This window comes from Streptomyces sp. DSM 118878 (assembly GCF_052936595.1).
On the sequence record NZ_CP193622.1, the window covers coordinates 6847532 to 6860366 of the forward strand.

General features: G+C 72.5%; 9 protein-coding genes. 2 read left to right on the forward strand and 7 right to left on the reverse strand.

The window, feature by feature from the left end:
• The first annotated feature begins 153 nt into the window (after window positions 1-153).
• Window positions 154-570: an ATP-binding protein gene (locus ACRAKF_RS30295; RefSeq protein WP_447040736.1), complete on the forward strand. Its 417-nt coding sequence runs from the start codon at window positions 154-156 to the stop codon at window positions 568-570.
• On the opposite strand, the gene ACRAKF_RS30300 is transcribed toward ACRAKF_RS30295, so the two are convergent.
• The 3 genes from ACRAKF_RS30300 to ACRAKF_RS30310 all read right to left on the reverse strand — a co-directional run bounded on the left by ACRAKF_RS30300 (window position 551) and on the right by ACRAKF_RS30310 (window position 6191).
• Window positions 551-3433, reverse strand: a complete 2883-nt coding sequence (locus ACRAKF_RS30300; protein ID WP_447040738.1) for a glycoside hydrolase family 2 TIM barrel-domain containing protein — start codon at window positions 3431-3433, stop codon at window positions 551-553. The genes ACRAKF_RS30295 and ACRAKF_RS30300 overlap by 20 nt on opposite strands.
• 176 nt (window positions 3434-3609) lie before the next feature.
• A complete protein-coding gene (locus ACRAKF_RS30305; RefSeq protein WP_447040739.1) occupies window positions 3610-4845 on the reverse strand; it encodes a hypothetical protein in 1236 nt (411 codons plus the stop codon).
• A 23-nt stretch (window positions 4846-4868) separates the two neighbouring features.
• On the reverse strand, window positions 4869-6191 hold the full coding sequence (locus tag ACRAKF_RS30310; protein WP_447040741.1) for a hypothetical protein: 1323 nt from the start codon (window positions 6189-6191) through the stop codon (window positions 4869-4871).
• Window positions 6192-6542: 351 nt separating this feature from the next.
• On the opposite strand from ACRAKF_RS30310, the gene ACRAKF_RS30315 reads away from it, so the two are divergent.
• Window positions 6543-9173, forward strand: a complete 2631-nt coding sequence (locus ACRAKF_RS30315; RefSeq protein ID WP_447040743.1) for a polysaccharide lyase family 8 super-sandwich domain-containing protein — start codon at window positions 6543-6545, stop codon at window positions 9171-9173.
• Window positions 9174-9228: 55 nt separating this feature from the next.
• On the opposite strand, the gene ACRAKF_RS30320 is transcribed toward ACRAKF_RS30315, so the two are convergent.
• The 4 genes from ACRAKF_RS30320 to ACRAKF_RS30335 all read right to left on the reverse strand — a co-directional run bounded on the left by ACRAKF_RS30320 (window position 9229) and on the right by ACRAKF_RS30335 (window position 12795).
• Window positions 9229-10146, reverse strand: a complete 918-nt coding sequence (locus tag ACRAKF_RS30320) for a cupin domain-containing protein (protein ID WP_447040744.1) — start codon at window positions 10144-10146, stop codon at window positions 9229-9231.
• Between the two features lie 71 nt (window positions 10147-10217).
• The gene (locus ACRAKF_RS30325; RefSeq protein ID WP_447040746.1) at window positions 10218-11153 is read right to left on the reverse strand and encodes a zinc-binding dehydrogenase; all 936 of its coding nucleotides are present in this window, start codon (window positions 11151-11153) and stop codon (window positions 10218-10220) included.
• Between the two features lie 125 nt (window positions 11154-11278).
• Window positions 11279-11503 carry a ferredoxin gene (locus ACRAKF_RS30330; RefSeq protein ID WP_447040748.1) on the reverse strand — a complete coding sequence of 75 codons (225 nt, stop codon included), beginning with the start codon at window positions 11501-11503 and terminating at the stop codon, window positions 11279-11281.
• 11 nt (window positions 11504-11514) lie between these two features.
• Window positions 11515-12795: a cytochrome P450 gene (locus ACRAKF_RS30335; protein WP_447040749.1), complete on the reverse strand. Its 1281-nt coding sequence runs from the start codon at window positions 12793-12795 to the stop codon at window positions 11515-11517.
• Between the last annotated feature and the right edge of the window lie 40 nt (window positions 12796-12835).

Here is a 12835-nt window from a genome sequence, read left to right on the forward strand (position 1 = left end):
GGACGGTGACCAGTACTGTCTACCCCTCGTACTCGTACGCTGATCCGGCGTACGGGTCGGGTACGGGCTCCACGCCTGGTCAAAGCCGCGCGCAAGCGCAACCGTGGGCGCATGACAGTGCGAGCCAAGGCCCAAGCGCCAGTTACCGTACGTATGTTCACCCAGTGCTTCAGCTCCACGCCGAGGGGCGCGCGGCTCGCGCGGCGGCTCGTGGCGCACCGTCTGGACACCTGGGGGCACCCCTACGCGGGCGTGGTCAACGAGACCGTCGCGCTGATCACGGCCGAGCTGGCGGCGAACGCGGCTCGGCACGGGCGGACGGTGACGGTGCGGGACTTCCGCGTACACCTGACGGAGGCGGTGGACGGCACCGTACGGGTCGAGGTCACGGACACGCGCGGGGAACGGCTGCCGGTCATCGCGGGGGTGGTGGACCCGGAGGCGGAGTCGGGCCGGGGGCTGCTGCTCGTGGAGGCGCTGGCCTGCCGATGGGGAGTGATGCCCCGCCCGGACGGCCCCCCGGGGAAGACCGTCTGGGCGGAGCTGAAGGTCAGCGTTCCGTCAGACTGAAGGTGTACGCGAAGTCGGCCACGCGTGCGTGGAGTTCGTGCTGCGGGAGCACGCCGGGCCCACAGGAACCCGTGCCGATGCCGTGCTGGCCGCTGTCGAGGTTGACCCAGACCGTGTCGCCGGGCGTGAGGTCGGGTCGGTGGGCGGCGGCGTCGAGCTGTTCCGTGGTCCAGCGGCGGACGGTGAGCCACGGCTCGTCATCGGTGTCGATCCGGAGGCCGTCGATCTCGGCCCAGCGGATGCCGGGACGGGCGCCGTTCTCCTGCGGGCGGACGTACGGGGTCTGCATGGCGTCGACGTCCGCTTCGTACAGGCCGAGCATCGAGGCGGCGCGACTGTCCGGGTAGGCCTCGCCGGGGCCGCCGCCGAACCACCGGACCCGCCCGGCCGCGCCCGGCAGCCCGAAGCGGACGCCGAGCCGGGGAAGCGGCACCTGCCAGTCACCGTCCGGCGCCACGGAGACGGCGAGGCGGAGCCGGGTCCCGTCGGAGGTCCAGCGGTAGGTGACACGCAGCCCGAGGTCACTGGCGGCCGGGGCGACGCGCGTGCGTACGGTCAGGGCGTCGTCGCCCGGTTCGACGGCGTCCACGCGGTGTTGGACGCGGTCGAGGCCGATCGCGCGCCAGCGTGCGGCGACGGAGGGCTCGGGGCGCCACGGCATGCCGTTGTCGTTGTCGGTGGGGGCGCGCCACACGTCGAGGCGCAGGTCCCGTACTGCCAGGTCGCCGAGGGAGAGCAGCGTGCCGTGGGCGTCGAAGACGGCGGGGCCGAGGGTGATCCGCCGGCCGGCAAGGGCAGGGTGCGTGCCGCCGGGCGCGGGGCGGACCGTGCCCGGCCGCACGGGCAACTGGGCCCAGGCGACGACGTGTCCGCGTGGCGCCCACGCCGTGTCCTCGGCGAGCACGGCCCGTACGGTCCACAGCGTCTCGGCGTCCGTGCCGCGCGTCGGGGCGGGCGGCAGTTTCACCTCCGTCCGCTCGCCGGGCGCGAGGGGCGGCACGGTCAGGTCACCGGCGGCGACGCTCACGCCGTCCACCTCGTACGACCAGGTGAAGGCGAGGTGGGAGAGGTCGGTGAAGTCGTACAGGTCGGTGATCCGGACGGTTCCGTCGCAGCCGTCGCCGCCCTCTCCGCCGGCGCCTTCGATGCGGACCGGCTCGATCACCTTCTTGTACTCGATCAGGCCGGGGGAGGGCGTGCGGTCGGGGAGGACGAGGCCGTCGCAGACGAAGTTGCCGTCGTGCGGCCGCTCGCCGAAGTCACCGCCGTAGGCGTACTCGTACGTGGGATGGGCGAGGCCGTGGTCGATCCACTCCCAGACGAAGCCGCCCTGGAGGCGTTCGTACGTCTCGAAGAGCCGCTGGTACTCGGTGAGGCCGCCGGGTCCGTTGCCCATGGCGTGCGCGTACTCGCAGAGGATGAAGGGGAGCCCGGCGCGCCTCTCCGGCCCTCCGTCCTCTCCCCGTCCGATGCGCTCGACCTCGGCGTGGTCGGCGTACATGCGGGAGTAGACGTCGGTGTCGGCGCAGGAGCGGTCGCCCTCGTAGTGGATGAGGCGGCTGTCGTCGCGGGCCCGGATCCACTCGGCCATGGCGGTCAGGCCACGGCCCGTAGCGCACTCGTTGCCGAGCGACCACATGATGACCGAGGGATGGTTCTTGTCGCGCTCGACCATGCGGGCGGCGCGGTCCAGGAGCGCGGGGGTCCAGCGGTCGTCGTCCACGGGGTTGGCGCGCCAGTCGAAGGCGTGGAAGCCGTGGGTCTCCAGGTCGCACTCGTCGATGACCCAGAGGCCGAGTTCGTCGCAGAGGGCGAGGAAGGCGGGGTGGGGCGGGTAGTGGCTGGTGCGGACGGCGTTGATGTTGTGCCGCTTCATGAGGAGGACGTCCGCGCGCATGGTCCCGGCATCGAGGGTGCGGCCGGTCTCCGGGTGGAACTCGTGGCGGTTCACGCCCCGGAAGAGGAGGGGGCGGCCGTTGACCTTGATGAGCCCGTCTTCGAGGGCGACGGTGCGGAAGCCGATGCGGAGGGGGATGCGTTCGCCGGGGGTGGCGAGGGTGGCGTCGTAGAGGCGGGGGGTCTCGGCGGTCCACGGCTGGACGGGGAGGGTGACGGATTCGCCGGTGGCGATGTCGATGCCCAGTTCGTCGAGGGTGACGCGGCCTCGCGCGTCGGCGTCGACCCGTAGGGTGCCGGTTCCGGTGCGGTGGTCGTAGGCGGCGTGGACGAAGTGGTCGCGGGCGGAGTGCTCCGGGCGGTGGAGGAGGGTCACGTCGCGGAAGATGCCGGGCAGCCACCACTGGTCCTGGTCCTCCAGGTAGGAGCCGGAGGACCACTGGTGGACGCGGACGGCGAGGACGTTGCCCTCGGGGCGCAGCAGCGTGCCCACGGCGAACTCGTGGGCGAGGCGGGAGCCCTGAAAACCGCCGAGCTCCGTGCCGTTGAGCCAGACGCGGGCGTAGGACTCGACACCGTCGAAGCGGAGCGTGGCGCCGCCGGACGCGGGCCAGTCCGGGGGGAGGTCGAAGGTGCGGAGGTGGTCGGCGGTGGGGTTCTCGGTGGGGACGCGGGGCGGGTCCACGGGGAAGGGGTAGAGCGTGTTGGTGTACTGCGGCGCGCCGTGGCCTTGCAGCACCCAGTGCCCGGGGACGGTGATGTCGCCCCATGGGGCGTGGCCGTACCCGTCGTGCTCGTCGTACCCATCCTGGGTGAAGCGGTCGTCTTCGGCGTCAGCGGTGGGGGAGAGCCGGAACCGCCAGGTCCCGTTGAGGGAGAGGGAGGGGGCGTCGGACTCCGGATACCAGGCCCGGGGCGGGAGGGTGCCGCTGCCGGGGGTCAGATCTTCGTGACGGGAGAGATCCATGCCTCCCATGCAACCCTGCGGGCGCGGCTGGTCACAATTGCTTCGGGGCGGGAGTTGTTGGACTGCGGCCCCGGCGGGGGAGCAAGAATAAGCCCCTCCGGCGATTGAGGAGCGGGGTCCGGGGCGGAGCCCCGTGTGGGTCGGGGCGGCTTCGGGGGGAGGCCGGTTCCGTGAGGTCAGGGCAGCTTCGGCGGAGGGCAGGCGTGGGACCTGGCCGAGCGGGCGGCGAACTTCCGCAGGGCCGCGCGTTCATATGTCAGGTCCGCCGCCGGCTCCTTGGTGAGCCGCTCGCCGTCCTCCGCGTCACCAGAGTCACCAGTGCGGACCGTGTACAGCGCCGGGCCCCCGGCCCGGCACACCGCGCTCGCCCACTGGCCCCCGCCCGGCAGCCGCCCCGCCGGGGCCTCGCCGGGTACGGGCTTCTCGGAGTACCGGCCGTAGCGGTCCTGCTGACGCAGCCGTTCCGTCTCCGCGTACGGCCCGTAGTACGCGACCAGCGTGAGGCGGCGCTCGGCGGCTCCGGCCGGAGTCCCCGTACCGCCGCCGCCGAGCACGCACACCTCCACCGGCCCGCCGCCGGGCCCCGCGTCCTCCCACGCCTGGGTGATCCGCGAACCCCGGCCGGGAAGGCCCGCGCAGGTGCCGGACGCGTCGGCCGGCTTCACGTGCTCGTCGGCACCGACCGGCAGGGGAACCGTCCGCAGCGGCTCGCCGAGCTTCGCGTCGCAGCCCCACTTCTCCGAGGCCTTCTCGGCCGTGGCGGTGGCGACGCGGGCGAAGGCCGTACGGAGCCGGGGGTCGTCGAGCGTGGCGTCCTCCTCCTTGGTGTCCACGGTGACGAGAAGCCCACCCGCACCGCCGCTCCCGGTACAGCTCAGCAGCACCGCCGTGCTCGCCGACTCCCCGCCGGACGAGCCGCCGAAGACCTCGCCCGCGCTGAACATGCCCTGCCAGCCCTGGCCGAGCCCGGCGGGCGGCAGCTCCGTCGACACGCGCGGATACTGGGCCTCGTAATGGTCCGCCGACGTGGTGGCACGCCATCCGTCGCCGCCGGACTTCAGCCGCCGCGACACGCTCTCCACGGTGACCTGGACGGACGCGTCGTGCGTGGGGTGCCCCGCGTTGCGCTCGTTCCGGCTGCTGACGGTGCACGTCACCTGGCGCGCGTCCCCGCCGTTGGCGTCCCCGCTGTCGGCGTCCTCGCCCCGGACCTCCACGTCGATCCTGCCGCGACCGGTCCTGTAGGGCCCGTCGCCCAGCACGGCCCGCATCTCGGCCGACGGCAGCAGCCCGCCGCACGCCTCGTCCAGTACCTGCTGCGCCGCATGGCGCTCACGGGGCCCGCCCCACCAGTAAAAGGCACCCGCGATCAGCGCGAGGGCGACCAGCGCCCCGCAGGACGTAAGCGCCACGCGCCCCGCCCTCGAACCCCAGGTCAGCCGCGCCACTCCGCCACCTCTCCCATGATCTTCGTGGACCGGCAGTGCGCGCGCCGGGGCCAGCCGTCGGGCGCCGCCAGATAGCGGTCGAGTACGGCACGGGCCTGGCGGGACAACCGCCGCCGGTCCTCCGGTTCGAGCACGGCCTTGCCCTCGTCGAGGCCGTCGCGGTAGGTGAGCTCGGGGGTGACCGCGACGCGGTGGTAGGTCGGCCCCGCGTCGCACTCCGCACGGGCCCACAGCGCGAGCGCCGGGTCGTCGCCGGACTCCTCGACCGTCAGGGGGCCCTCGGGGTCGGGATTATCAGGGTCGGGTGCGTCGGGGGCGGGCGCGTCGGACTCGGACCCGTCGCCAGAGTCGGGGACGTCGCCGGAGGCGGGGACGTCACCGGAGTCCTCGTAGTGGTCATAGGCGCCGGCGGCGAGCACCCCCGACCAGCTCTCCGCCTCGGCCCCCTTGATCTCGAACGCCCCGGGCGAGCCGATCGTGTCGTCCCAGTGCCGGTCGCACGAACCGGTGCGCGGGCTGTAGCCCGAGGCGCCGTCCGCCTTCCCGCCGGGCTTCCACGTGCCCGAGGCGAAGGCGGGCAGCGCCTTGGGGTCGAGCCAGTCGCAGAGCTTCGGCGCCTTGGCCGGGGCGGAGCCCGCCGCGCCCTTCGCGCCCAGCGGCTCGCCGCCGCAGCCCTGCTTCCGCGCCACCCAGTCCGCGACGCGGACCGCCGTGCGGGACGCGAGGAGACTGTCGGCGCGCGGGACGTCGTACTCGTCGGCCGCCGAGGGCAGGGCCACCGTGACGAGCAGATCACGCGCCGGGCGGACACGCCCCCGCAGGCCTTCGGGGCAGTCGGCGAGGAGCCGGGCCGTGACCTCGCTGCCCCGCATCCGGGACTCGGTCGACACGGAGCCGAGCGCGCTCTCCGGCAGCGGGAGTCCGAAGCCGCCGTCGACGGCGATGGGGTCCGTGCGGGTCAGGACGGCCTCGGCACGTACCCGCGCCATCGCGTCCGGCTCCCAGGCGTCACCGCCGCCGCCCCACGACAGGGTGCAGTCGAGCAGCGCCCGGCTCTCCTCGCGGGGGCGGAGCATCGTGCCGAACTCGTTCAGTACGCCACGCTCGTCGTCCGGCACCAAGGCGCCCAGCTCATCGGGGAGCAGGCCCTCGCAGGCCCGCGCGAGCTGCCGCCGGTTGTCCGCGAGCCGGTCCTCGCGCTCCGCCGACCTCGCCACGCCGTACCAGGTCACGGACGCCGCGATCACCAGGACCGCCGCCAGACCGGCCACCAGCCAGGTGCGCCGCCGCACCGAGCGCATCCCGGTCATGGCGCCCCTTTCCCCCGTGTACCGCACCAAGATCAGTGGGGACCGTATCAACACCCGGGCGAACGGTCGTGCGGGGACCCTTGTGGCGGCTGGGGGCATCTGCTTGACTCCGGCCGCCTGAACGTACGTCCGAAGCCCATTCGGTCCCGCTGCCCCGCGCCTTCGCGGACGGTCCCGAGTAGGTTGCTGTAAAGCCCCGAATGCGTTCCCGACCCACGTACACCTGTCCGCGTGACCTGTCTGCGCGTGACCTGCCTACGCGTGACCTGCCTACGCGTGACCTGTCTGCCCGTCACCTGCCCGTCCGTCATCTGCCTGTCAATCTGTCGTCGTTCGGCGGTGGAGGCCCGCATGGAGATCACCCGCAGAAGCCTGCTGTCGGCCCTGGCGGCCGCCGGACTCCTGGCGGTGGTTCCGCGGGCCCCCGCGGACGCCGCCACGGCGGCCGAGGACCGCGAGCGGCTGCTCGCCAACACCGTGGACGTCTTCGCGGGGACCACCGCGTCCAACGCCCGGCCGGAGACGGCGGGGAAACTCGCGGCGATCGACAAGGCCGCGCGGGCGAACCTCAAGGCCATGGATGACGCGGGCGACGGCGAGCTCTTCGACGGCCTGGTCCTCGGCACCGACGAGGCCAACCTGAACACCGCCTACCGCCGCCTCTACGAGATCGCCCTCGCCACCCGCACGCCCACCACGGGCACCTCCTCCGGGCTGTACGGGGACACCGCCGTGCGGCGCCGCGTCATCGACGGCCTGGTGTGGCTGCACGAGCGCTACTACGGAGACCAGTCGAAGGGCTACTACGGGAACTGGTTCCACTGGGAGATCGGCATATCGCAGCACGTCAGCAAGACGCTCGTACTGCTCGCCGACGAAGTGCGCGCCTACCGCCCGGAGTTGGTGCGCACCTACGTCGCCTCCATGGACGCCTACCTCCGCAACGGCACCGGCGGTGACGTCGACCTCGACTCCCGCTTCCACACCGGCGCCAACCTCGCCGACATCACCACCAACCGCATCCTCCAGGGTGCCCTCCTCGGCGCGGACGGCGACGCCCGCGTCCGCAAGGCCCTGGTCGACCAGCTCACGGTGTTCGTCACCATCGACCCGTACCGCCTCTCCCACGGAGTGACCGACGGCCACTACGCCGACGGCTCCTTCATCCAGCACGGCTCCGTCGCGTACACGGGCTCGTACGGAAAGGGCCTGCTCAGCCGGGTCGTACAGACCCTCAAGATCCTCGAAGGGACCGGCTTCGCCCACGGCGAGGAACTGGTACCGACGGTCTTCGGCTGGGTCAGGGACGGCTTCGCCCCGCTCATCTTCGAGGGCTGGATGATGGAGATGGTGAAGGGCAGGGCGGTCGCGCGCACCGACTCCGGCTACACCGACGTGGCGGTCGTCGTCGAGGTCGTCGTCGACCTCTCCTCGCTGGCCGGCGGGGCCGCGGCGGCGGCGCTGAAGGGGTACGTCAAGCACCTCGAAGCCACCTCGCGCGCCCGCCTCGACCCGGCGCGCTTCGTCTCGCCCCTCAGCATCGTGCGCCACGCCGACATCGTCGCCGACGACTCCGTGGCCCCCGCCGACCTCAACCCCGGCGAACGCAGCGTCGCGTTCAACGCCATGGACAAGACCGTCCACCGCAGACCGGGCTACGCCTTCGCGCTCGCGCGCAGCTCCGACCGGATCAGCAAGTACGAGTACATGAACGGCGAGAACCTCATGCCGTGGTTCCAGGGCGACGGCGCGCACTACCTGTATCTCGCGGGGCAGGACCAGACGCAGGCGTACGGCGTCGACTACTACACGACGGTCTCGCCGTACGGCCTCGCCGGCGTCACCGCCCCGGTCGAGCGGCGCAGCACGGTCCCGGAGGCCTACGGGAAGCCGTACTACGACAACCCGGGTCACCCGCTCCACTTCACGTCGTCCTCGGAGTCGCAGAACAAGTACGTCTACTTTCCGCGCGGCACCCACCGACACTCCGGCGGGGCCGTCCTCGGGGCGTACGGAACCGCCGCCATGGTGCAGTCCAGCGATGCCGCGTACCGCGACCGGGAGCTGCTTCCGGATGACTTCCTGGTCTACCGGGGGGCGTCGGCCACCAAGTCGTGGTTCCTGCTGGACGACGAGATCGTGGTGCTCGCGGCGGGGGTCGGGGACCTCGGGGAGCCCGGAGGGTCCGAGGGCTCCGAGGGCTCCGAGGGCTCCGGGGGCTCCGGGCGGCGGGCCGTGACGACGACCGTCGACGCCCGTATCGCCGCTCCCGGCGACCGGGTCACGCTCACCGGGGCGCGCGTCGACGGCCGCGCCTGGACCGGCCCCGGCACCGCCGACCTGCGCTGGCTGCGCTACGCCAACGCCACGCGGAACACGTCCGTCGGCTACGTCTTCCTCGACACGCCGCCGGTCCGGGTCAGTCTGGACCGCGTCACCCGGAGCCGCCGGGTCGTGCGCACCGCCAACCCCGACACGGCCGTGACGCGGTCGGTGTTCGGCGTGACGGTGGACGCGGCGGCGGGGGCGCGGGCGGGGCGATACGCGTACGCCTTGCTGCCGAACGCCACGGAGGAGGGGGTGCGGGGGTACGGCGACGGCGACCGTCACGGGGTGCGTGGCCCGCTCAAGGTGCTCGCCAACTCCCCCCGCCTCCAGGCCGTGACGCACGGCGGCCTCGGTCTGACGGGGGTCAACTCCTTCACCGCGGGGCGGCACGAGACGGCGGACCTGCGGATCGACGGCCCCGCCTCGGTCCTCGTACGCCGCCGCCGGACCCGGAAAGGGAACACCACCGCCGTCGCCGTGTCCGACCCGACCATGGGCCGGGACACGGTGACGGTCCTGCTGCGCGGCCGCCGGCTGCGCGTGGTCACGGCCGACCGCGGGGTACGGGTCGGCGCGGCGCCGGGCGGAACGCGCATCGACGTCGACACGCGCCACGCGTACGGCAAAAGTTTCACGGTGACGCTGCGGGCCTGATCCGTGCTCAGGCCCCTGGTCCTGATCCGTGCTCCGACCGGCCCAAGGGTCCGGTTCACTTGCGAAGCCGGGAACGGTACTCGCCGGGGGCCATGCCCCGGGCACGTCTGAAGGCACGGCTGAAAGCGTGCGGAGAGCCGTATCCGACCGCGCCGGATATCGACTCGACCGGCTCGTCGGTATCGCGGAGCCGGACGGACGCCAGGTCGATGCGCCACTGCGTCACGTACGCGCCCGGCGTCTGCCCGAGGGCGGACCGGAAGCGCCTGGACAGCGTCGCCCGGGAGACGCTCGTCGCGGCGGCCAGGGCCTCCGTGGTCCAGGGGTGTTCCGGGTGGGCGTGGACGCATGCCAGAGCATCGCGCACGACCGGATCACGCATCGCTGCCAGCCATGAGCCGGACTGCTCCTGCGGGTGGCGGGCCAGCCAGGCGCGTACGAACTGGACGAGCAGGAGGTCGACGATGCTGTTGATGGCGGCGGTGGTGCCGATCTGCGGCTGGGCGAGCTCGGCGGCGAGAAGCTCGACGGTCCTTCTGAGCTGCGCGTTCTCCCGGGCCGTGACGTGCATCGGCCGAGTGAGGGAGGTGAGCACCGGTGTGCGCACCTCCGGGTCCTGCTCATAGTGCAGGACGATCACTTCCGTCCGCACCGGCGCCGAGCCCAGACGCAGGGCCCGGCCATCGACAAAAGCCCGGGCGGCCGCTTCACGGTCGCAGGAACCCAACGTCACGTCGGCGCCGCCGGCTATCCCGTGCGTGGTGCCCGGCGACACCAGGACGGCGTCCCCGGCCTGCACCTGAAGAGGTTTCTCGCCCGTGACGTGGAGCCACATGGTGCCGCGGGACACCACATGCAGTGCCGCTCCTGGAAAGGAGTCCAGCCGCAGGCCCCAGGTTCCTCCGGCCTCCAGCTTGACCCCGAGCGCCCCGCGCGCACCCGAAACACGCAGGACCTCCGCCAGTACATCCATGGGTCCATCCTCGTCCACCACGGCGAACCGCCCACCGGCGGGCGACGGCACACGTGTCCTCGTCCAGAGCTTCAGGCCACGTCAAGAACGACCTTTCCGTGCACCTTCCGCGCGAACAGCGCCTGGACGGCGTCGTCCACGCCCTGCCAGTCGCCTCGCAGTCCGACCGGTGCCGAGAGCCTCCCTGCGGCCATGAGGCCCAGCAGGTCCGTCAACTCCCCGCCGGTCGGCGTCATGTCGCCGTAGGTGGTGATGCTGCGGGGCTCACCGAAGCCGAACAAGGCCCCTGCCGGGAACGTGGTTTCCTGCCCCGAGGAGTAACCGACCAGGTGGATGGTGCCGCCCTCGGCGAGGGAACTCCACGCCTGGGCCAGCAACGGCCCGCCGACCGTGTCCAGGACGAGGTCGAACCGGTCCCCGGCCTCAGTCAGATCGGTCAGGTCGGCCAGGTCGGCCAGGTCGGTCAGGACCCTGTCGGCGCCGAGTTCACGGAGCCCGGCGGCCCGCTCCGGCGAACCGACGAGTGCCGTCACCCGGGCGCCCGCCAGCGCCGCCAGTTGGACGGCGAAGTGCCCCACGCCCCCACTGGCGCCGGTGATCAGCACGTCGCGCGCCAGCAGGGAACGCTTGCGCAGCACCCGGAACGCGGTGACTCCGGCGATCCCCAGCGCGGCGGCGTCGGCCAGGTCCACGCCCTCGGGGACGGTGCCGAGCGAGGCGGGGCTGACAGCCACCCGCTCCGCCCACGCGTGGGGAGCCATTCCCACCGCGACACGCGTCCCTTCGGGCTGCCCCGAGCCGTCGGACGCGGCGCGCACCACGACACCGGCCGCGTCGTGACCGTGCACAGCGCCGGCCGGCCACTGACGCACGTAGTTCAGCTCTCCGAAGTTGAGACCGATGTGCCGTATCTCCACCAACGCCTCACCGGCGGACGGTACGGGCTCATCGACATCGGCGAACCGGACGGGTCCGGCCTCACTGTGATCGACCACAAGGGCGCGCATAAGGGGTGTGTCTCTTTCTCTCGGGGGGCGCCTGAAAGCCTACGCAGGACCGGGAAAGCGACCAGAGCCGTGAGAATCAACCAGTTGACGATCTGTGTCAGATGACTCCGGTGACTCCGGAGGCGTCAGAGCTGCCGCCCGGTGACGGTGATGGCCCGCACCGGGCACGCCCGTACGGCCTCCTTGACCAACGGGTCACCGGCGCCGCCGTCCTCGCGGCCCCGGATCACCTCGCTGAAGCCGTCGTCGTCCTGGGTGAAGACGCCGGGCGCGGTCAGCGCGCACATGCCCGCACCGATGCACCGGTCGTGGTCCACACGGATCACCGTGCCGGTCGCGTCGTCGCTCATCACGGCCGCCCCTACCAGGTCACGGGGAGTTCCAGCATCCCCTGGATCGTGTCGCCCGGTTTGAAGGGGATGTCCTCGGCGGGCATCGCGAGGCGAAGGCGTGGCAGGCGCTCGAAGAGGGAGCTCAGGGCGATCTCGATCTCGGCGCGGGCGAGGTTCTGCCCCAGGCACTGGTGGATGCCGAACCCGAAGGCGAGATGGTGCCGCGTGCCGCGGTGCCAGTCCAGCTCCTCGGGCGATTCGTAGGCCGTGCCGTCGCGGTTCACGAGGGACGTGGAGAAGATGACGCCGTCCCCGGCGCGCACGGTCTCGCCGCCCACCTCCAGGTCCTCCTTGGCCACCCGCATCAGCCCGTCCGCGATGGACAGATAGCGCAGCAGCTCCTCGACCGCGGCGGCCATCAGCGGCTGCCCGGCCGCCACGCCGGTCCGCAGCTCGGCGAGCCGGTCGGGGTGCTGGAGCAGGGTGAACGTACCGAGCGAGATCATGTTCGCCGTGGTCTCGTGGCCCGCGACGAGCAAAATCGTGGCGAGGCTGACCAGCTCCTCGCGGTCCACCGCGCCCGAGGCGAGCTGCTGGTGGATCAGCTCGTCGAGGAGCCCGTCACCCGGTTCGCGCCGCTTCTGGTCGATCAACGCGTAGAAGTAGGCGTCCAGTTCATCGCGCGCCGCCTGGATGTCCCGCGCCCCCGGCCCGCGCAGCAGCCGGCGTGACTGCTCCTCGAAGAACTCGTGGTCGGCGTAGGGGACGCCGAGCAGGGCGCAGATGACCATGGACGGCACGGGCAGCGCGAACGAGTTCACCAGCTCGGCGGGCGGCCCCTGTTCGACCATGGTGTCCAGGAGCCGGTCGACGGTCTCCTGGATGCGGGGCCGCAGGGCCGCGATGCGCTTGACCGAGAAACTGGGGATGAGCATCCGGCGCTGGATGTTGTGCTTGGGGTCGTCGACGCCGAGCAGGGCGATGCTCCGGTTGCGCACCTGGGCCAGGCGCTCGCTCTGCATGGGGAAGCCCTCGTGCTCGCGGTCCGAGGAGAGCCGCTGATCGGCGAGGAGCTCCCGGGCCGCCGCGTGCCCGGTGACGAGCCACACCTGGCGTCCGTCGAACAGCGTGACGCGGGTGAGCGGGGCGGCCTCCCGCAGCGGGGCGTAGCCCGTGGGCGGGTGGTAGGGGCAGGCGCGGTCCTGGGGGAAGGGGATGGGGTCGCTGGAGCGGTTCGTGGTGGGCTCGGGGGTGGTGGGGTGTGTGGTGGGGTGCGTGGTCGGGGGGTGGGTCTGGGTGGACTCCGGCATGGCGTACCTCGCAAGCGCAGACGTTCCCTTACGTGAAACC

Bases quoted from the DNA above. Each gene is read 5' to 3' on its own strand.
- ACRAKF_RS30295 (WP_447040736.1), top strand. From the start codon at position 154: ATGTTCACCCAGTGCTTCAGCTCCACGCCGAGGGGCGCGCGGCTCGCG.
- ACRAKF_RS30300 (WP_447040738.1), bottom strand. From the start codon at position 3,433: ATGGATCTCTCCCGTCACGAAGATCTGACCCCCGGCAGCGGCACCCTC.
- ACRAKF_RS30310 (WP_447040741.1), bottom strand. From the start codon at position 6,191: ATGACCGGGATGCGCTCGGTGCGGCGGCGCACCTGGCTGGTGGCCGGT.
- ACRAKF_RS30315 (WP_447040743.1), top strand. From the start codon at position 6,543: ATGGAGATCACCCGCAGAAGCCTGCTGTCGGCCCTGGCGGCCGCCGGA.
- ACRAKF_RS30320 (WP_447040744.1), bottom strand. From the start codon at position 10,146: ATGGATGTACTGGCGGAGGTCCTGCGTGTTTCGGGTGCGCGCGGGGCG.
- ACRAKF_RS30325 (WP_447040746.1), bottom strand. From the start codon at position 11,153: ATGCGCGCCCTTGTGGTCGATCACAGTGAGGCCGGACCCGTCCGGTTC.
- ACRAKF_RS30330 (WP_447040748.1), bottom strand. From the start codon at position 11,503: ATGAGCGACGACGCGACCGGCACGGTGATCCGTGTGGACCACGACCGG.
- ACRAKF_RS30335 (WP_447040749.1), bottom strand. From the start codon at position 12,795: ATGCCGGAGTCCACCCAGACCCACCCCCCGACCACGCACCCCACCACA.